Raw genomic sequence first — 18,479 nt, 5'->3', positions numbered from 1 at the left:
CCGGACGCGTGTGCCTGTCGCGTGTGCTTGTCCGGGCCCGGGGTAGGCGCACCCTCATGACGGACAACGATGTGGTCGACCTGCTGGTGCGCCAGCACGAGCAGATCAAGAGCCAGTTCACGGAGGTCGAGAACGCTGCCCCCGAGGACAAAGCAGCGGCTTTCCAGAGGCTGGTGCGCCTGCTGGCCGTCCACGAGACAGCAGAGGAGGAGATCGTCCACCCGTACGCGCGCCGCCACGTCGACGACGGCGACGACCTGGTGGACGAGCGCCTGGCCGAGGAGAACGCGGCCAAGGACATGCTCACCCAGATGGAGCGGGCGGGCGTCGACGACCCGCAGTTCGCGGCCAACCTGGCCACGCTGCGCAAGGCCGTCGTCGAGCACGCCGAGGCCGAGGAGCGCGAGGAGTTCCCCAGGCTGAGGCAGGCCGCAGGCGAGAAGGAGCTGCACGCGATGGCGATCGGGGTCAAGGCCGCCGAGGCGATCGCGCCCACGCATCCGCACGCCGGCGTCGAGACCGCGCCGAAGAACCTGCTGGCGGGCCCGCCCGCCGCGATCATGGACAGGGCCCGTGACGTGATCCGCAAGGCGACGGGCAGGGCCTGAGGGCCGTCAGAAACTCCGGGGCAACCCGAGCACCTGTGTCGCGAGGTAGTTGAGCAGAAGCTCCTCGGTCACGGGTGCCACCCTTCCGATACGGGCGTCGGCCAGCAGCCTGGCCACCGGGTACTCCAGCGAGTACGCCATGCCGCCGTGCGTCTGGAACGCGGCGTCGGCCGCCTCCCACGCGGCCTGGGAGGCGGTCAGCTTGGCGACGTTGGCCTCGGTGCCGCACGGCAGCCGCCGGTCGAAGGACCAGGCCGCCTTGTAGAGCATCAGCCGCGCCAGCTCGATCTTGGCCTTGACCTGTGCCAGCGGGAACGCGATGGCCTGGTTGGCGCCGATCGGACGGCCGAACACCTCGCGCTCCTTGGCGTAGCCGACCGCCACCCGCAGCGCCACCTCGGCGCCGCCCAGCGCGGAGGCGGCCAGCAGCACCCGCTCGGGGTTGAGGATGTCCCACAGCACGGCCGCGCCGCCGTCCACCTCGCCGACCACGCTCGTGGCGGGCACCCGCAGGTCGTCGACGAACACCATGTTGGACGGCGTGGTGTTCGCGCCCATCTTGGGGATCGGCCGGAAGGACAGCTGCCCGGCGGCGGCCGCCTCGGGCACGTTCACCAGGAACACGGTCAGCCCGTGGGTGCGCGGCCTGGCCTCGGCCGCCGGGACCGTCCTGGTCACCAGCAGCATCCAGGTGGCCCGCTGCACGCCGGTGATCCAGATCTTCTGGCCGTTGAGCACGTAGTCGCCGCCGTCGCGGCGGGCCGAGGTGGTGATCGCCAGCGAGTTGGAGCCGGCGTCCGGCTCGGTCAGGGCGAAGCACGTCTCGACCTCGCCCGTGGCCAGCCGGGGCAGCAGCTCGGCCCGCTGCTCGGCGGTGCCGTGCCGGGCCAGGGTGAGCGCGCCGAAGCCGGGGGTGAGCACGTACGTGAAGGCCGAGCCGCCCGCCGCGCCCGAGCTCGCCAGCGTCTCGGTGGCCACCGCCAGCTCCAGCAGCCCCTGCCCGCCCCCGCCGTACTCCTCCGGCACGGCCAGGCCCAGCCAGCCGCCTTTGGCCAGGTCGGCCCAGACCTCCTCCGGCCAGCGCTTGTCGCTCTCGCACCGCTGCCAGTAGTCGAGGTCGTAGCGGGCGCAGATCTCGGCGACGCCGCGCTGGACGGCCTGGGCGCTCTCGGGAAGGGTGAAATCCATCACGCCATCGTAGAAGTTCGTTCTGTTCAGGGTCGAGGTCTGCGGGCGTGGAAGACGAAGGCCGGCGGCGTGTTGCGCCACACCGTGCGTCCGGGCACGACCTCCTCGAACCGCTCGGCCAGCAGCGCCCGGAACCGCCGGGCCGAGCTGAGCGGGATGGCGTGGATGTAGGAGAAGGTGGTGAAGGCCGCGCCGGGGCTCATCACCGACGTCACCGCGTCCAGCAGCTCGTGCTGCAGCCCCGTGGGGAAGGCCGCCCACGGCAGGCCGCTCACCACGACGTCGGCGTGGCTCAGCCCGCGCCCGGCCAGCAGCTCGCCCAGGCGCGCCGCGTCGGCGTGGGCCACGTCCACGGCGGGGAAGCGCGCCGCGAGCAGCATCGCGAGCCGCTCGTTCACCTCGACGGCCAGGTGGTGGCCGCGCCCGGCCAGCCGCTGCTGGATCTCCGCCGTGAACGGGCCCGTGCCCGGCCCGAGCTCCACCACGGTCGGCTCGCCGCGCTCCGGGACCGGCGCGCAGACGGCCGCGGCCAGCCGGCGCGAACTCGGGGCGACGGCGCCGATCACGGCGGGGGCGCGCAGGAACTGGCCGAGGAACATTGCGGTGTCGTTGGACATGGCCCCGAACGTATCGGGAAGATCACCCTGTGCGCTCCCTCCTCTGGACGAACCTGCGGCCACTAGGAGGAGACGGGGTCCTCCGCGCGGAGGATCAGGTATCGGCCGAGGGTGGATAGCGTGAGGCCATGCGTTGGCGTGGTGTGCCGCTCGATGTCCTGCTCGCGGCATCAGGCGTGGGGCTGGATCTGTTGACGACGGCCCACGCGGGCGACACCGCGTACCTGCCGGCGGCGATGAACATCCCCATGGCCCTCCTGGTGGGCCTGCCCATGGGGCTCGTACGGCGGTGGCCGCTGGCCGTCACCCTCTACCTGGCCGTCTTCCTCGTGCTCAGCGACCAGCTCGGCTCCTACACCTCCAACACCGCGCAGATCCTCATCTGCGTCGCGCTCGGCGTGGTCGGCTTCCGCGTCCCGTGGCGGCCCGCCATGGCCGGCGTGGGCGCCACCGTCCTGGCCACGGCGGTCAACATCGCCGACCCCGGCATCGCGATGACCGGCAACACCTGGATGTACTCGGTGCTGCTGCCCGTCTTCCCCACCGTGCTCGGGGCCTACCTGCGCAGCTCGGCCGAGCGGCTGGAGGAGCGCGACGTCACGCCCGACGCGCTGCTGGCCGCCGGCGGCGTGGCCATCACCGTGCTCAGCACCTGGACCTCCTGGCACAGCGGCGCCCTGCCGGTGTGGGTGATCGGCCTGCTGGCCGTGGTCGGCGGGCTGTCGCTCGGCGTCGCCCGGCGCCTGCCCGGCCTGGTCCTGCTGCTGCAGGGCGTGCTGCTGATCGCCGCCGACACCTATCTCAACGACGCCGTCAACACCTGCCTGATCCTCACGCTCATCGCGATCGGCGTGTTCTCCATGCGCGTCGCCTCCTGGGCCTGGACGGGGGCCGCGTACCTCACCGGCTGCCTGCTGGCCGCCATCGCCGTCGTCGGCGACGGCACCGAGATCACCCCGCTGCGCGTCGGCGTGCTGATGACGCTGGTGGCCACGCCCATCGCGATCGGCCGCTACCTCGGCATGCGGCAGTCCGCCGCCGCCGCCGAACGCCTGCGCGCCGAGGAGTCGGCCCGGCTCGCGGTCGCCCAGGTGCGCGCCGACCAGCTCGCCGAGCGCGAGCGCATCGCCCGCGACGTGCACGACATCGTGGCCCACCACGTCGGCGCCATGGTGCTGCGCGCCAGCGCCGCCCGCTACACCGCGCCCGACGGGCCGGTCGCCGACGCGCTGTCCGACATCCGCGAGACCGGCCATCAGGTGCTGCAGGACCTGCGTGACCTGCTCGACCTGCTGCGCGACCCCGACCGCGGCCCCGACCTGCTGGCCAACCCGGCCGACGTGGTCCGCGAGTCCGCCGAACGCATGGCCGCCGCCGGCCTCGTCGTCGACCTCGACCTCGACCCGGCCAGCGACCGCGCCCCGCTCATCGCCCGCGCCTCCGCCGCGCGCATCGTCCAGGAAGGTCTCACCAACGTGCTCAAACACGCCGGCCCCGGCACCCGGGTCCGCGTCACCGTGGCCCCCGCGCAGGAAGGGTTGTCCATCGAGATCCGCAACGGCCGCCCGCCCACCGTCATCGAGCGGCTGCCCTCCTCCGGCCGCGGCCTGGCCGGCATGCGCGAGCGGGTGCGCGCCCTCGGGGGCACCCTCAGCGCCGGCCCCGACGGCGACGGCGGCTGGCTGCTGCTGGCCAGCCTGCCCGCCAGGAGCGCCGCGTGATCCGCGTCCTGGTGGCCGACGACCAGGCGCTGGTCCGCGCGGGCGTGCGCATGCTGCTGCAGGCCGCGGGGGACATGGAGGTCGTGGGCGAGGCCGAGGACGGCGCCGAGGCCGTCCGCCTGGCCGAACGCCACGTGCCCGACGTCATCCTCATGGACCTGCGCATGCCCCGCGTCGACGGCCTGGAGGCGACCAGACGGGTGCTGGCGGCCCGCCCGGGGGCCCGCGTGGTCGTGCTCACCACCTTCGCCGAGGACGCCGACGTGCACGCCGCCCTGCGCGCCGGCGCCGTCGGCTTCCTGGTCAAGGACGACGAGCCGGAACGCATGGTCGACGCCGTGCGCAGGGCCGCCGCAGGGGAGCAGCTGCTGGCCCCCTCGGTGCTGCGCCGGGTCGTGGAACGCTTCCTGGCCGCCGAGGAGCAGGCCGCCGTGCCGCCGCCGTCCGGGCTGACCGAGCGGGAGCTGGAGGTGCTCGCCCTGGTCGGCACCGGCCTGTCCAACGCCGAGATCGCCGAGGAGCTGCACGTCGGCGTCACCACCGTCAAGACGCACATCGCCGCCGCCATGGACAAGCTCGGCCTGCGCAACCGCATCCAGGCCGCCGTGGTCGCCCACCGCTCCGGTCTCGTGGACGCCGCCTTCCGCCCGGTCCGTCCGCCACGCGGGGGATCAGGGGGTCATCCCGCAGGCTGACGACCGCATGTGGCCGTCCTCGACACGATGTGGGTCCTTCGTTCGCAGAAAGGATCCACATCATGGGGGAGACACAGGTCATGCCGCGTCCCGGCACGACCCGGCAGGTGTCGGCCGGGCTGCTCTACAGCCTGCGCGTCGTCGTCATCGCCCAGGCCGCCGCGCTGCTGGTGGCCGCCTCGTTCGCCGGACAGGCCGTGGCGGCGGGCGGCGGCGCGCTGGCCGAGACGCACGTCATGGCGGGCATGGTCGTGCACCTGGTGGCGCTCGTGCAGATCGTGCTGGCCGTCCTGGTCTGGCGGCCGGGCCGCGGCGCCGGCTGGCCGGTGTGGGCCAGCGTCGCGCTGCTCGTCGTCGGCCTCCTCCAGCACTTCACCTGGTCCTGGCTGGGCGCGCACGTGCCCAACGGGGTGCTGCTGTTCGGCCTCATCGGCGCGCTGCTGATCTGGTCGTGGTCGCCGTCGGCGGCGCGGCGCCGCTAAGGTCTGAGGTGTGTATGTGAAGATCTGCGGGTTGAGCGAGCCCGAGCACGTCGAGGCCGCCGTCGAGGCGGGCGCCGACGCCATCGGGTTCGTGCTCACCCGGAGCCCGCGCAGGGTCACGCCCGAGCGGGCGGCCGAGCTGGCCGCGCCGATCCCGGCCCACGTGCTCACCGTGGGCGTCTTCCGGGGCGAGACCCCCGAGGAGGTCAGGGCCGCCGCGCTGGCCTCGGGCGTGCGCGCCGTGCAGCTGCACGGCCACCACCCCCACGCCGACTTCACCGCGCTGAAAGACCTCGGCCGGCCGCTCGTGCGGGCCGTCGACGCCGCCGCCGACCTGCGGTGCGGCGCCTTCGACGAAGACCTGCTCATCGTCGACGCCCCGCGTCCCGGCTCGGGGGAGCCCTGGGACTGGGCGGCGGTGCGCGGCCGCCCGTCCGGCCGGTGGATGCTGGCCGGCGGGCTCGACCCGGCCAACGTGGCCGAGGCCGCCGAGGCCGCCGGCGCGTGGGGGGTCGACGTGTCCAGCGGCGTCGAGACCGCGCCGGGCGTCAAGGACTCCGCCCTGATCAGGGCCTTCCTGCGGGCCGCGCGCGGTGGCTGACGAGCTGGCGCGGGCCCTGTCCTTCGTGCACGGCTTCGCCCGGCGCAAGGCGCCCGTCGTCGCGCCGGTCCCCGGCGGGTTCGCGGTGCTCGACGAGCGCTACCCGATGTCGCACGACGACAACAAGCTCGTCGTCTGGACCGGCCGCCCGGAGCCGGTGCTCGCGGCCGCCGAGGAGCGGCTCGCCGGGCTCGGCCACCGGCTGGTGTGCGTCGACGACGACCGGCTGGGCCAGGAGTTCCGGCCCGCCTTCGCCGCCGCCGGCTACGGCCACGAGACGAACGTCGTCATGGCCTTCCGCGGTGCCCGCCCCGCCGCCGCCACCGCCGCCGAGCGGCTCGCGCTGGAGGAGCTGCTGCCCGTGCTGCGCGAGGAGTGGCGCGAGTCGCTGCCGCAGGCGCCGCAGGCCGTGGTCGACGGGCTCGCCGCCCGCGCCGCGGCCCGCGCGTCCGGCGCGGACCGGGTCGAGTTCCACGCCGTACGCGCCGCCGACGGGCAGATCGCCGCCCACGCCGACCTCTACGTGCACGAAGGCGTCGCCCAGATCGAGAACGTCTACACCCTGGGGCCCCACCGCGGCCGGGGCCACGCCCACGCCCTGCTGACCGCGCTGCTGGCCGCCACGGCCGGCGCCGAGCTGACGTTCCTGGTCGCCGACGCCGCCGACTGGCCGCGCCAGTTCTACGCCCGCCTCGGCTTCGAGCCGGTGGGCCACACCCACGCCTTCCTGCGCACCTGACCATCCGGCCTGGTTGCCCGGCCCGGCCGCCCCGACGGGCCGGTGGCGCGCTCAGGCGCCCACCCAGCGGGCCAGGGCCACCGCGGCGGGGCCCAGCAGGGCCAGCACGGCTCCCGACAACGCGTGCACCACCGTGTACGCCAGCAGCGGCGTCCCGTTCCCCGACATCGCGCGCACCCCGCCCAGGACGGTCGTCAGGCCGTGCTGCCCGCTCACCGCGCCCAGCACCAGCGGCGGCGGCGACATCATCAGCTTGGCCCCCATGGCCAGCGAGATCACCACCGGCACGGCGGCCGTGGCGACCGCGCCCAGGGCCACCTGCCAGGCGTGCCGCGCCACCAGTTCCACCGCCGCCGGCCCGGCCGACAGCCCGAGCGCCGCCACGAAGACGCCGAGCGCCACCTCGCCCACCACCCGGGCGGCGCCGGCGTCGTACTGCCCGAAGCCGGCCCGTCCCGCCCGTGCCCGGCCGAACACCAGCCCGGCCGCAAGGCAGCCGATCGACGCCGTCAGCCCGCCCGCCAGGCCCGCCACCAGCCCCGCCACGAGCCCGGCGGCCAGGTAGACGACGTCGGCCCGCCGTCCGGCGTCCGCCCGCGCCCCCAGCCAGGACGCCGCCCGGTCCACGTCCCGCTTCAGCCCGGTCACCCGCACCACGTCACCGGCGCACAACTGCGTGCCGGGCCGGACCGGCAACCGGCACCCCGCCCGCCGCACCTCGCACACGTGCAGGTCCTGCACCCCCTGGCCGGACAGCCCGGCGCGCAGGTCGCGCACGGTCGCCGGCGGCCGGCCCCCGAGCATGACGTCGGCCACCTCCAGGTCCAGGTCGAGCTCCCGCCCGCCCGGAACCTCGGGCCCGACCACCGCCCCGGCGTTGACGACGTCCTGCCGCACGCCGACCACCACGACCTCGTCGTCCCGCTGCAGCAGCGTGTCGGGGCCGAACGGGATCGGCCGGCCGTTCCTGCGCAGCCGCTCCACCGAGACCCGGGTGCCCATGGCGATCTCCGCCTGCCCGACCGTCCTGCCCTCGCCGGTGGTGACCTGGTGGGCCCGGCCCAGCACCGCCGGCGGCGGCGTCTCCTCCGCGCCGTCCAGCCGCCGCCACAGCGCCGCGGCCTCCTCCCGGGGGTCGAACCGGAGCGCCGCGGGCGCGGCCCTGAGGGTCAGCAGCGCGACGGTGACCAGGGCCAGGAGGTAGGACAGGACGTACGCGGGCCCGAGCGCCTGCTGCGCGAGCCCGGCGGCCTGCAGCGCGTCGGCCGCCGTGCCCAAGGCCACCGGCCCGGCCGCCGCCCCCGCGACCAGCCCGGCCGTGGTGCCCGGGTCGAGCCCGAGCGCGTCCGCGACCAGCGCCGCGACCGCCAGCGCCCCGACGACCTCGACGACCGTGAACCACAGGTACCGCAGGTTGCGCCCGGAGAACGCGGCGAAGAAGGCGGGCCCGAGGGTGTAGCCGAGAGTGAAGGCGAAGATCGAGAAGGCGATCACCCGCACCTGCTGGTGGACCGCGACGCCGCCGGTCAGCAGCCCGACGGCGAGGGCGGCGGCCAGCGTCCCGGCCGCGCCGCCGAGGGCCACCCCGCGGAACCTGAGCCTGCCCAGGGCGAACCCGAGGGCCAGGCAGAGGAACAAGGCGATCTCCGGCGCGTCGCGCAGCACGCCGGACTCCCAGGGCCACATCCGATCCCCCCAAGGCAGGCCGGCAGCGCGGGGGGATCGATCATCCAGCCTTTTCCCGCCCCCACATGCCGCGAAACGCCATCAACCCCCACCGGCCCCGCGCCCGTGCGGGAGAGGGCGAGCGGGGAATGGTCGCTGGTGGGGCGTCTGTGCCGGAGTTCCACGCAGTAGGGTCTCTGCGTGAGCGAAACTTCCGCCGAGGACCGGATCTGGACGGTTCCCAACCTGCTGAGCTTCCTGCGTCTGCTCGGCGTGCCCGTGTTCCTCTGGTTGGTTCTGGGGCCCAGGGCGGACGGGTGGGCCATCGCCATCCTCATCGTGGCCGGGTTCACCGACTGGCTCGACGGCAAGATCGCTCGCGCGTTCAACCAGACCAGCAAGCTCGGCCGGGTGATCGACCCGGCCGCCGACAAGCTGTACGTCTTCGCCACGATCCTGGCGCTGCTGCTGCGCGAGGTCATCCCGTGGTGGCTGGTGGCCGTCATCGTGGCGCGGGAGCTCTTCGTCGCCTGTTCGTTCCCCGTACTTCGCAAACACGGATATAAGGCACTTCAGGTGCATTTCCTGGGCAAGGCCGCCATGTTCAACCTCATGTACGCCTTCCCGCTGCTCTTCCTCGCCTCCCACACCGGGTGGTATGCCGATATAGCGCGAATTGCCGGGTGGGCCTTCGCGATCTGGGGCACCGGCCTGTATTGGTGGGCAGGGATCCTGTATGTGGTGCAGGTGCGCCAACTCGTAACCGCGACCACGAAGGAGTGATCGGGTGAAGGCGGTCGTCATGGCGGGCGGGGAGGGGACTCGGCTGCGTCCGATGACCGCCAACCAGCCCAAACCTCTGCTTCCGGTGGTCAACCGCCCGATCATGGAACACGTCCTGCGCCTGCTCAAACGGCACGGGATCACCGAGACGGTCGTCACCCTGCAGTTCCTGGCCGCCCTCGTGCGCAACTACTTCGGCGACGGCGACGAGCTGGGCATGAACCTCCAGTACGCCACCGAGGACCTGCCGCTCGGCACCGCGGGAAGCGTCAAGAACGCCGCCGCCCGCCTGCGCGACGACCGCTTCCTGGTCATCTCCGGCGACGCCCTCACAGATATCGACTTATCCGACATGATCCGGTTTCATCGCGAAAATTCGGCTCTTGTCACCATCGGCCTGAAACGCGTGCCCAACCCGCTCGAATTCGGGATCATCATCCTCGACGAGAACGGACGCGTGCAGCGCTTCCTGGAGAAGCCCACCTGGGGCCAGGTCTTCTCCGACACCGTCAACACCGGCATCTACGTCATGGAGCCCGAGATCCTCGACGCCGTGGCCGACGGCGAACCGGTCGACTGGTCCTCGGACGTCTTCCCCGCCCTCCTGGAACGCGGCGCCCCCATCTACGGCTACGTCGCGGGCGGCTACTGGGAGGACGTCGGCACCCACGCCAGCTACCTCAAGGCCCAGGCCGACGCGCTGTCCGGCCGGGTCCGCCTCGACATCGGCGGCTTCGAGCTCTCCCCGGGCGTCTGGGTGGCCGACTCGGCCACGGTCGACCCCGACGCCGTCCTGAAGGGCCCGCTGCTGATCGGCGACTACGCCAAGGTGGAGGCGGGCGCCGAACTGCGCGAGTACACCGTGCTCGGCAACAACGCGGTCGTGCGCGAGGGCGCCTTCCTGCACCGCGCGGTCGTCCACGACAACGTCTACGTCGGCCCCGGCGCCCACCTGCGCGGCTGCGTCATCGGCAAGAGCACCGACGTCATGGGCGGCGCCCGCGTCGAGGAGAACGCCGTCATCGGCGACGAGTGCGTCATCGAGGCCGAGGCGTACGTCTCCAGCGGCGTCAAGGTCTACCCGTTCAAGACCATCGAGGCCGGCGCGGTCGTCAACACCAGCGTCATCTGGGAGTCGCGCGGCCAGCGCAACCTGTTCGGCCCGCGCGGGGTCAGCGGCCTGGTCAACGTCGAGATCACCGCCGAGCTGTGCGTCCGGCTGGCCGGCGCGTACGCCACCACCCTGCGCAAGGGCGCCTACGTCGTCACCTCCCGCGACTGCTCGCTGGCCGCCAGGGCGCTCAAGCGGGCCGTCATCGGCGCCCTGACCGCCGCCGCGATCAACGTCCTGGACCTGGAGGCCGCGCCGCTGCCCGTGGCCCGCTTCCACACCGCCCGCGAGTCGGCCGCCGGCGGCATCGCCCTGCGCACCACGCCCGGCGACCCGCAGAGCGTCGACATCGTCATCATGGACGACCGCGGCGCCGACCTGCCCCCGGCCGCCCAGCGCAAGCTGGAGCGGGTCTTCTCCCGCCAGGAGTACCGGCGGGCCTTCCCCGGCGAGATCGCCGAGCTGCACTACCCGGCCAGGGCCGTCGAGGGTTACACGCACGAGCTGATGCGGGCCATCGGCGTCACCGGCGTCAAGGACATGAAGGTCGTGGTCGACTGCGCCGGCGGCACCTCCTCCCTGGTGATGCCCACGCTGCTCAGCCGCGCCGGCGTCGAGGTGCTCACCGTCAACGCCCGGCTCGACGACGTCTCGCCCACCGAGACGCTGGCCGAGCGCCGCCGTGACCTGCAACGCCTGTCGGAGCTGGTCAGCTCCTCGCGGGCGGCCTTCGGCGTGCGCTTCGACCCGGTCGGCGAACGCATCGCCCTGGTGGACGAGACCGGCCAGCTCATCAGCGAGGAACGCGCCCTGCTGGTCGTGCTGGACCTGGTGGCGGCCGAGCGCCGGGGCGGCCGGGTGGCCCTGCCGGTCACCACCACGCGGGTCGCCGAGCAGGTCTGCCGCTTCCACGGCGTGCAGGTGCAGTGGACCTCGACCGCGCTCGACGCCCTGACCTCCGCCGCCCAGGGCGCCGACATGATCTTCGCGGCCGACGGGCGCGGCGGGTTCGTCGTGCCGGAGTTCAGCCCGGCCATCGACGGCCTGGCCGCGTTCATGCGCCTGCTGGGGCTGGTGGCCCGCACCCGGCTGTCGCTCAGCCAGATCGACGCCAGGATCCCCGAGGTCAAGCTGCTGCGGCGGAGCGTCCCGACCCAGTGGGCGGCCAAGGGCGCGGTGATGCGCTCGGTCATCGAGGCCGCCGAGGCCGAGCCCGACGACTGGCGCGTGGACACCACCGACGGCGTGCGGGTCGCCCGCGACGACGGCTCGTGGGTGCTGATCCTGCCCGCCGCCGCCGAGCCGGTGACCGACCTGTGGGCCGAGGCCCCCGACATGGACGGCGCGCAGGCACTGCTCGAACGGTGGGCCCGCGTGGTCGAGCAGGCGGCCGTCTGATCACGTAGAGTAGCGGAAAAGCCTTCGCCCGAGATGTGCGCGCGGAGTGCCGCAAGATCGTAATGTAGAAACGCGCGGCGGCATGGACCACGGGGTGGGGGCGGCGGTAACTTTGTCAGCGTCCGAACCGCAGTCCAGCGCCCCGCCTTGACCTTTGCCGCTGATCAGCGTAAGTTGCGGCATTCGCAAACTTGAAGAGCGAAGGCAGGCGCGTCCCCAGCACCGTCGCCGCGTCTTCGCGGTAGGAGGCCGAGCCGATCGATGCCGAGCGTCTACTGCACGCAGTGCGGGCACGCCAACCCCGAGGATGCCCGTTTCTGTTCCCGCTGTGGGTCACCGCTGACCAGACCCGAGGTCTCCGGGGACACCACGTCGACGATCTCGGTCGCGGGAATCGAGGCGTACGAGGCTGAGACAGGCGACATGCTCCTGGCCGAACGGGCGCTGGTCGAACAGCTCCCGCCCGGCACGGCGTTGCTCACGGTCACCAGGGGGCCCAACCAGGGCAGCCGGTTCCGGCTGGACAAAGACCTCACCACGACCGGGCGCCACCCGGAGAGCGACATCTTCCTCGACGACATCACCGTCTCCCGGCGCCACGTCGAGTTCTACCGCCACCGCGGCGGCCAGTTCTCCGTACGCGACGTGGGCAGCCTCAACGGCACCTACGTCAACCGCGAGCGCATCGAGGAGGTCCCCCTGCACTCCGGAGACGAGGTGCAGATCGGCAAGTTCCGCCTCGTCTTCCTGATGAGGGTCAACGCCGGCGCATGAGCTCACAGGCGGCACGCTCGCACATGAGCATCGGGGAGGTGCTCGCCCTGCTGCAGGGCGAGTTCCCCGACGTCACCGTGTCCAAGATCCGCTTCTTGGAGGGTGAGGGGCTGATCGAGCCCGAGCGCAGCCCCTCGGGCTACCGCAAGTTCACCCATCTCCACGTCGAGCAGTTGCGTTTCATCCTGACCGAGCAGCGCGACCACTACCTGCCGCTGCGGGTGATCAAGGACAGGATGGCCGAGAGCTTCGGCCGTCCGCGCGCGGTGCAGCAGACCCAGGAGGTCCGCTACGACCGGGCCCAGCTGCTGGAGGCGGCCGGCATCGACGAGGAGACCCTCGCCGAGCTGGAGGACTACGGCCTGCTCGCCCCCGTGGCCAGGCGCTACGACGAGGAGGCGCTGAAGATCGCGCGCAGCGTCGGCGCCCTGGCCCGCTTCGGCCTGCACGCCCGCCACCTGCGCGCGGTCAAGGCCGCCGCCGAGCGGGAGTGCGGGCTGGTCGAGCAGACCGTCGCGCCCATACTCAAGCGGCGCGCGCCCGGCGCCATCGGCGAGGCCGACGAGGCCGCCAGGGAGTTGTCCACGCTCCTGCTCGACCTGCACGCCTCCCTGGTGCGCCTCGGCGTCAGGTCTGTCCTGGGCCGCTGAGGGCACAGAGCTGGAAGGCCGGGGCACATTCCAGGCCTGCCGGGTGTTACGTTGAAATGCATAAGCGTGTAGCAGAAACGACCCAGTCAACAGCTGTGCCGGGCGACCGGCCGGCCGAATACGGAGCAGCCCGTGTTGCAGATGGAGGTCGTGGGCGTTCGAGTTGAGATGCCCACAAATCAGCCGATCGTCTTGCTCAAGGAGGCACACGGGGAACGGTTCCTTCCGATCTGGATCGGCATGACCGAGGCGACCGCGATCGCCCTGGCGCAGGCCGAGGAGCCGCCGCCCCGGCCGCTCACCCACGACCTGTTCAGGGACGTGCTGAGCGCGCTCGGCGTCGGGCTGCGCGCGGTCAACATCGTGGCCCTGCGTGACGGCATCTTCTTCGCCGACCTGGTGTTCTCCAACGGTGTGGAGGTCAGCGCCCGCCCCTCCGACTCGATCGCCCTGGCGCTGCGCACCGGCGCGCGCATCTTCGCCAGCGAAGAGGTGGTCCAGGAGGCCGGTGTGATCATCCCGGACGACCAGGAGGACGAGGTGGAGAAGTTCAGGGAGTTCCTTGACACGATCACTCCCGAGGACTTCGGCAGGGCGGGGTAGGTATTTCAGTGCATTTACGCTTCACGACGCGCCGAGCCGGATCGTTGACTGGGCATGGTCACGGTCCTACGGTGCAAGTGAAACCCGTGGTCGCCCTTTACGAACCCCCAGATCAGGCCATGGGATGAGAGAAAGCCGGAGGTCCGCGTGGCGGTCAGCAGCGGCGAGGGAAAGACGGCCGGCCAGGAAGATCCGGTGCGGCGCGAGAGCGCGCGGCAGCGTGCCGGAGAGCAGGGACTGCTCTTCGACGAGCAGCCCGCGACGGTGCCCGACGACATCGGATACCGCGGGCCCACAGCCTGTTCGGCAGCCGGCATCACCTACAGGCAGCTCGACTACTGGGCGCGCACGGGCCTGGTCGAGCCCACGATAAGAGCCGCGCACGGCTCGGGCTCGCAGCGGCTCTACAGCTTCCGCGACATCCTGGTGCTCAAGGTCGTCAAGCGGCTGCTCGACACCGGGGTGTCGTTGCAGCAGATCCGCACCGCGGTGCAGCATCTGCGTGACCGCGGGGTCGCCGACCTCGCGCAGATCACGCTCATGAGCGACGGTGTCAGCGTCTACGAGTGCACCTCGGCCGACGAGGTGATCGATCTCCTCCAGGGCGGCCAGGGCGTGTTCGGCATCGCGCTCGGCCGGGTCTGGCGAGAGGTCGAGGGCTCCCTCGCGGAGCTGCCGGGGGAACGGGCGGCGGTCGAGGACACCGTCCCGGCCGACCATCCCGCTGACGAGCTCGCCAAGCGGCGTCGCGCACGCCGCACGGGGTGAGCTGAACCGCTGAACACACCGTAGTAATCTAGGACAGAGTAAGGCTGATGACCCCGTGCGGGAGAGTCCCTGGGCTGCGGTCCTGGGGCGCCGAAGGAGCAACCCTCCCCGGAATCTCTCAGGCATCCCGTACCGCTCGGGTGAGGCAACTCTGGAAAGCAGGTGCGCCCGCCAGGCGCACCTCACCGACGGTGCAAGCCCCACGGCGGGGTGAAGCTCTCAGGTCGCGATGACGTCGCGATGACAGAGGGGGAGATCCGGCACTCGCCCGCGCCCTGGCGCCGGTCTCCAAGCCTCGGGAGGCAACCTCCATGACCGACCTGTCCGCTCCGCCGTTCTCGTCCAGGCACATCGGCCCATCCGAGTCCGAGCAGCAGCGCATGCTCGAGGCCGTGGGCTTCGAGTCCGTCGGCGATCTGGTGGCCGTGGCCGTGCCCGAGGCCATCAGGGTCAAGGACCGGCTCAAGCTGCCGGCCGCCGCGAGCGAGACCGAGGCCATCGCCGAGCTGCGCGAGCTGGCCTCCCGCAACCGGGTGCTGACCTCCATGATCGGCCTGGGCTACTACGACACCGTCACACCCGCCGTCATCCGGCGCAACCTGCTGGAGAACCCGGGCTGGTACACCGCCTACACGCCGTACCAGCCGGAGATCTCGCAGGGCCGCCTGGAGGCGCTGCTGAACTTCCAGACGGTCGTCTCCGACCTGACCGGCCTCGACGTCGCCGGCGCCTCCCTGCTGGACGAGGCCACCGCCGCGGCCGAGGCCATGACGCTGGCCCGCCGGGCCGGCAAGTCCAAGAGCGACGTGTTCGTGGTCGACGCCGACACGCTGCCCCAGACCAAGGCCGTGCTGGCCACCCGCGCCGAGCCGCTCGGCATCACGCTGGTCGAGCACGACCTCGACGGCGAGCTGCCCGAGTGCTTCGGCGTGCTCGTCCAGTACCCGGGCGCCTCCGGCCGCCTGCGCGACTTCCGCGACGTGGCCGCCAGGGCGCACGAGGCCGGCGCGCTCGTCGTGGCCGCCGCCGACCTGCTGGCCCTCACGCTCGTGGCCGCCCCCGGCGAGCTGGGCGCCGACATCGCCGTCGGCTCCTCCCAGCGCTTCGGCGTCTCCTTCGGGTTCGGCGGGCCGCACGCGGCCTACATGTCCGTACGCGAGGGCCTGCAGCGGCAGATGCCCGGCCGCCTGGTCGGCGTGTCGGTCGACGTCGACGGCGACCCCGCCTACCGGCTGGCCCTGCAGACCCGCGAGCAGCACATCCGCCGCGAGAAGGCCACCAGCAACATCTGCACCGCCCAGGTCCTGCTGGCCGTGATCGCCGGCATGTACGCCGTCTACCACGGCCCCGAGGGCCTGCGCCGGATCGCGCACCGCGTGCACCGGCACGCCGTCGCGCTGGCCGGCGGGCTGCGCGAGGCCGGCCTGGAGGTCGTGCACGGCGAGTTCTTCGACACCGTGCTCGTCCGGGTGCCCGGCAGGGCCGCCGAGGTGGTGGCCGCCGCCGCCGAGCGGGGCGTCAACCTGTGGCAGGCCGGCGACGACCACGTCTCGATCGCCTGCGACGAGAAGACCGGCGCGGCCGAGCTGGTCAAGGTGTGGGCCGCCTTCGGCGTCGAGCGCGAGGAGGTGGCGCTGGAGGCCGACGCGCTGCCGGCCGAACTGCTGCGCGAGTCGGACTACCTGACCCACCCGGTCTTCCACAGCCACCGCTCCGAGACCGCGATGCTGCGCTACCTGCGCAGGCTCCAGGACAAGGACATCGCGCTCGACCGTTCGATGATCCCGCTCGGCTCGTGCACGATGAAGCTGAACGCGACCACCGAGATGGAGCCGATCACCTGGCCGGAGTTCGCCGGCGTGCACCCGTACGCGCCGGAGGCCCAGACCGAGGGCTACCGGGAGCTCATCGGCACCCTGGAGGGCTGGCTGGCCGAGGTGACCGGCTACGACGCGGTCTCCATCCAGCCGAACGCCGGCTCCCAGGGCGAGTTCGCCGGCCTGCTGGCCATCCGCGCCTACCACCAGGCCAACGGCGACACCGAGCGGGACGTGTGCCTGATCCCGTCCTCGGCCCACGGCACGAACGCGGCCAGCGCCGTCATGGCGGGCATGCGGGTCGTGGTCGTGGCCTGCGACAGCGACGGGAACATCGACCTGGCCGACCTCGACGCCAAGATCGCCAAGCACCGTGACAGGCTCGCCGCGATCATGGTGACGTACCCGTCCACGCACGGCGTGTACGAGGAGTCGATCACCGAGGTCTGCGCCAAGGTGCACGAGGCCGGCGGCCAGGTCTACGTCGACGGCGCCAACCTCAACGCCCTGGTGGGCCTGGCCAAGCCGGGCGAGTTCGGCGCCGACGTGTCCCACCTCAACCTGCACAAGACGTTCTGCATCCCGCACGGCGGCGGCGGCCCCGGCGTCGGCCCGGTCGCGGTCCGCGGCCACCTGTCGGCCTACCTGCCCGGCCACCCGCTGCGCGACGGCGGCCCGGTCGGCCCGGTCTCGGCCGCCCCGTACGGCTCGGCGGGCATCCTGCCGATCTCGTGGGCGTACGTGCGGATGATGGGCTCCGAGGGCCTCACGGCGGCCACCGAGCAGGCCATCCTGTCGGCCAACTACCTGGCCCGGCGGCTGGCCCCGCACTACCCGGTGCTCTACACCGGGCGCGGCGGCCTGGTGGCCCACGAGTGCATCGTGGACCTGCGCCAGATCACCAAGGAGACCGGCGTCACCGTCGACGACGTGGCCAAACGCCTGATCGACTACGGCTTCCACGCGCCGACCATGTCGTTCCCGGTGGCCGGCACGCTGATGATCGAGCCGACCGAGAGCGAGGACCTGGACGAGCTCGACCGGTTCGTGGACGCCATGATCGCCATCCGCGGCGAGATCGCCAAGGTGGCCTCCGGCGACTACGACAAGACCGACAACCCGCTGCGCAACGCGCCGCACACGGCCGAGTCGGTCACCGCCGACGAGTGGGCCCACCCGTACTCGCGGACCGAGGCGGCCTACCCGGTGGCCTCGCTGCGCGAGGGCAAGTACTGGGTGCCGGTGCGCCGCATCGACCAGGCGTACGGCGACCGCAACCTGGTGTGCTCCTGCCCGCCGCTGGAGGCGTACGAGGACTGAGCCGCCCGCGCGGGTCCCCGCCCGGGGGCCCGCGCCGGACCCGGCCCAGTCCTACACCGTCAAGTGAGCAGACATGATCGCGACGAGCCGTTAGGCTCGGTGCGATCCGTCGCCTGAAGGAGCTCTCTTGACGTTCTCAGAGCTGGAGACCCCGCCTCTCGACACCGCCCGCCGCCTGGCCGAGGGCGGCGACCTGGAGGGTGCGGCGGCGATCCTGACCGAGCTGGTCGCCGACCCCGACAGCCCCGACCGGGCGCAGGCGGCCGTGGGGCTGGCCGTGGTGCTCGACGAGCGCGGCGACACCGAGGCCGCCCGCGCCGCGGCCCGCACCGCGCTGGCCACCGGCCATCCCGAGTACGCCGCCCAGGCCGCCTGCCACCTGGCCCAGGGGTTCGAGCGCGAGGGCCGCGACGACCAGGCCAGGGCCGCCTGGCAGGCGGTGCTCGGCGTCGGCACGCCGGCCTACGTCCCGATTGCGCACCTCGCGCTGGCCCGGCTGGCCGGCAGCCCGCAGGAGGCCGGCAAGGAGCTGCGCTCCGCCCTCGACGCGAGCCTCGACTCCGGCGACGCCGAGGCCGCCGCGCACGCGGCCCGCCAGCTGGCCGAGACGCTGCTGGAGTACGGCGACCCGGGGGAGGCCGCCGGGCTGCTGCTGGACGCGCTGGAGTTCGCCCCGGCGCGGGAGCTGCCGGGGCTGCGGGTGCTGCTCGGCATCGCGCACCTGGAACTGGCCTGCGCCGAGTTCGCCGAGGCCGTCGAGAGCGGCGCCGACCCCCAGACGGGCGCGCTGGCCATCGAGCTGCTGGCCCGCACGCTGCCGCTGCGCGGGCGCACCGAGGACGCCGGCCAGGTGTGGACCTACGGCCTCGAACACGAGGACCGGACCATGGCCGCCGAGGTCCGGCTGCGCTTCCACCGCGACACCTGAGCGCCGTGCGG

General features: G+C 72.8%; 17 protein-coding genes and 1 riboswitch. Of the genes, 14 read left to right on the top strand and 3 right to left on the bottom strand.

The genetic code is table 11. The features are described 5' to 3' along the window. The first annotated feature begins 56 nt into the window (after window positions 1-56). Window positions 57-608: a hemerythrin domain-containing protein gene (locus ABT158_RS04630; protein ID WP_352350861.1), complete on the top strand. Its 552-nt coding sequence runs from the start codon at window positions 57-59 to the stop codon at window positions 606-608. Between the two features lie 6 nt (window positions 609-614). Here ABT158_RS04630 and ABT158_RS04625 read toward each other — a convergent pair whose 3' ends face one another. Continuing rightward, the gene (locus ABT158_RS04625) at window positions 615-1,796 is read right to left on the bottom strand and encodes an acyl-CoA dehydrogenase family protein (protein WP_352350859.1); all 1,182 of its coding nucleotides are present in this window, start codon (window positions 1,794-1,796) and stop codon (window positions 615-617) included. Between the two features lie 26 nt (window positions 1,797-1,822). Further along, window positions 1,823-2,413 carry a class I SAM-dependent methyltransferase gene (locus ABT158_RS04620; protein WP_352350857.1) on the bottom strand — a complete coding sequence of 197 codons (591 nt, stop codon included), beginning with the start codon at window positions 2,411-2,413 and terminating at the stop codon, window positions 1,823-1,825. Between the two features lie 128 nt (window positions 2,414-2,541). On the opposite strand from ABT158_RS04620, the gene ABT158_RS04615 reads away from it, so the two are divergent. The 5 genes from ABT158_RS04615 to ABT158_RS04595 all read left to right on the top strand — a co-directional run bounded on the left by ABT158_RS04615 (window position 2,542) and on the right by ABT158_RS04595 (window position 6,651). Beyond that, window positions 2,542-4,134 carry a sensor histidine kinase gene (locus tag ABT158_RS04615; RefSeq protein ID WP_352350855.1) on the top strand — a complete coding sequence of 531 codons (1,593 nt, stop codon included), beginning with the start codon at window positions 2,542-2,544 and terminating at the stop codon, window positions 4,132-4,134. After that, the gene (locus tag ABT158_RS04610; RefSeq protein ID WP_352350853.1) at window positions 4,131-4,829 is read left to right on the top strand and encodes a response regulator; all 699 of its coding nucleotides are present in this window, start codon (window positions 4,131-4,133) and stop codon (window positions 4,827-4,829) included. Before ABT158_RS04615 ends, ABT158_RS04610 begins: the two co-directional genes overlap by 4 nt. Before the next feature lie 62 nt (window positions 4,830-4,891). Beyond that, complete coding sequence (locus tag ABT158_RS04605; RefSeq protein WP_352350851.1) at window positions 4,892-5,311, top strand: hypothetical protein; 420 nt, start codon at window positions 4,892-4,894, stop codon at window positions 5,309-5,311. A 10-nt stretch (window positions 5,312-5,321) separates the two neighbouring features. Then, a complete protein-coding gene (locus ABT158_RS04600) occupies window positions 5,322-5,912 on the top strand; it encodes a phosphoribosylanthranilate isomerase (protein WP_352350849.1) in 591 nt (196 codons plus the stop codon). Then, window positions 5,905-6,651, top strand: coding sequence for a GNAT family N-acetyltransferase (locus ABT158_RS04595; RefSeq protein WP_352350847.1), 747 nt, complete (start codon window positions 5,905-5,907; stop codon window positions 6,649-6,651). Before ABT158_RS04600 ends, ABT158_RS04595 begins: the two co-directional genes overlap by 8 nt. A gap of 51 nt (window positions 6,652-6,702) precedes the next feature. Here the strand turns inward: ABT158_RS04595 and ABT158_RS04590 are convergent, their stop codons facing one another. After that, window positions 6,703-8,337 (bottom strand): aspartate-alanine antiporter-like transporter, encoded by a 1,635-nt coding sequence (locus ABT158_RS04590; protein ID WP_352350845.1) that lies wholly within the window; start codon window positions 8,335-8,337, stop codon window positions 6,703-6,705. A gap of 180 nt (window positions 8,338-8,517) precedes the next feature. On the opposite strand from ABT158_RS04590, the gene clsA reads away from it, so the two are divergent. The 8 genes from clsA to ABT158_RS04550 all read left to right on the top strand — a co-directional run bounded on the left by clsA (window position 8,518) and on the right by ABT158_RS04550 (window position 18,468). After that, window positions 8,518-9,099 (top strand): cardiolipin synthase ClsA, encoded by a 582-nt coding sequence (gene clsA, locus ABT158_RS04585; protein WP_352350843.1) that lies wholly within the window; start codon window positions 8,518-8,520, stop codon window positions 9,097-9,099. 4 nt (window positions 9,100-9,103) lie between these two features. Continuing rightward, on the top strand, window positions 9,104-11,608 hold the full coding sequence (locus tag ABT158_RS04580) for a sugar phosphate nucleotidyltransferase (RefSeq protein ID WP_352350841.1): 2,505 nt from the start codon (window positions 9,104-9,106) through the stop codon (window positions 11,606-11,608). A 261-nt stretch (window positions 11,609-11,869) separates the two neighbouring features. Further along, window positions 11,870-12,382 carry a double zinc ribbon and FHA domain-containing protein gene (locus ABT158_RS04575; protein ID WP_352325615.1) on the top strand — a complete coding sequence of 171 codons (513 nt, stop codon included), beginning with the start codon at window positions 11,870-11,872 and terminating at the stop codon, window positions 12,380-12,382. A 23-nt stretch (window positions 12,383-12,405) separates the two neighbouring features. Beyond that, window positions 12,406-13,032 carry a transcriptional regulator FtsR gene (ftsR, locus tag ABT158_RS04570; RefSeq protein ID WP_352350839.1) on the top strand — a complete coding sequence of 209 codons (627 nt, stop codon included), beginning with the start codon at window positions 12,406-12,408 and terminating at the stop codon, window positions 13,030-13,032. A gap of 132 nt (window positions 13,033-13,164) precedes the next feature. Beyond that, window positions 13,165-13,635 carry a bifunctional nuclease family protein gene (locus ABT158_RS04565; RefSeq protein ID WP_090771501.1) on the top strand — a complete coding sequence of 157 codons (471 nt, stop codon included), beginning with the start codon at window positions 13,165-13,167 and terminating at the stop codon, window positions 13,633-13,635. 147 nt (window positions 13,636-13,782) lie between these two features. After that, window positions 13,783-14,403 (top strand): MerR family transcriptional regulator, encoded by a 621-nt coding sequence (locus ABT158_RS04560; protein ID WP_352325612.1) that lies wholly within the window; start codon window positions 13,783-13,785, stop codon window positions 14,401-14,403. A gap of 48 nt (window positions 14,404-14,451) precedes the next feature. Next, a riboswitch (glycine riboswitch) is annotated at window positions 14,452-14,548 on the top strand. A gap of 166 nt (window positions 14,549-14,714) precedes the next feature. Next, window positions 14,715-17,540, top strand: coding sequence for an aminomethyl-transferring glycine dehydrogenase (gcvP, locus tag ABT158_RS04555; protein WP_352350837.1), 2,826 nt, complete (start codon window positions 14,715-14,717; stop codon window positions 17,538-17,540). A 127-nt stretch (window positions 17,541-17,667) separates the two neighbouring features. Beyond that, complete coding sequence (locus tag ABT158_RS04550) at window positions 17,668-18,468, top strand: tetratricopeptide repeat protein (protein WP_352350835.1); 801 nt, start codon at window positions 17,668-17,670, stop codon at window positions 18,466-18,468. Window positions 18,469-18,479 lie beyond the last annotated feature (11 nt).

The organism is Nonomuraea sp. NPDC001636, assembly GCF_040298265.1.
Taxonomy (GTDB): Bacteria; Actinomycetota; Actinomycetes; order Streptosporangiales; family Streptosporangiaceae; genus Nonomuraea.
The sequence above is the reverse complement of the archived record's forward strand: the minus strand, read 5'-3'. Positions and strand labels throughout refer to the sequence as shown.

What these genes read in the sequence shown, in the direction of transcription:
- ftsR (WP_352350839.1), top strand. Translation starts at nt 12,406, where the DNA reads ATGAGCATCGGGGAGGTGCTCGCCCTGCTGCAGGGCGAGTTCCCCGAC.
- gcvP (WP_352350837.1), top strand. Translation starts at nt 14,715, where the DNA reads ATGACCGACCTGTCCGCTCCGCCGTTCTCGTCCAGGCACATCGGCCCA.
- ABT158_RS04575 (WP_352325615.1), top strand. Translation starts at nt 11,870, where the DNA reads ATGCCGAGCGTCTACTGCACGCAGTGCGGGCACGCCAACCCCGAGGAT.
- ABT158_RS04630 (WP_352350861.1), top strand. Translation starts at nt 57, where the DNA reads ATGACGGACAACGATGTGGTCGACCTGCTGGTGCGCCAGCACGAGCAG.
- ABT158_RS04620 (WP_352350857.1), bottom strand. Translation starts at nt 2,413, where the DNA reads ATGTCCAACGACACCGCAATGTTCCTCGGCCAGTTCCTGCGCGCCCCC.
- ABT158_RS04615 (WP_352350855.1), top strand. Translation starts at nt 2,542, where the DNA reads ATGCGTTGGCGTGGTGTGCCGCTCGATGTCCTGCTCGCGGCATCAGGC.
- ABT158_RS04590 (WP_352350845.1), bottom strand. Translation starts at nt 8,337, where the DNA reads ATGTGGCCCTGGGAGTCCGGCGTGCTGCGCGACGCGCCGGAGATCGCC.
- ABT158_RS04625 (WP_352350859.1), bottom strand. Translation starts at nt 1,796, where the DNA reads ATGGATTTCACCCTTCCCGAGAGCGCCCAGGCCGTCCAGCGCGGCGTC.
- ABT158_RS04605 (WP_352350851.1), top strand. Translation starts at nt 4,892, where the DNA reads ATGGGGGAGACACAGGTCATGCCGCGTCCCGGCACGACCCGGCAGGTG.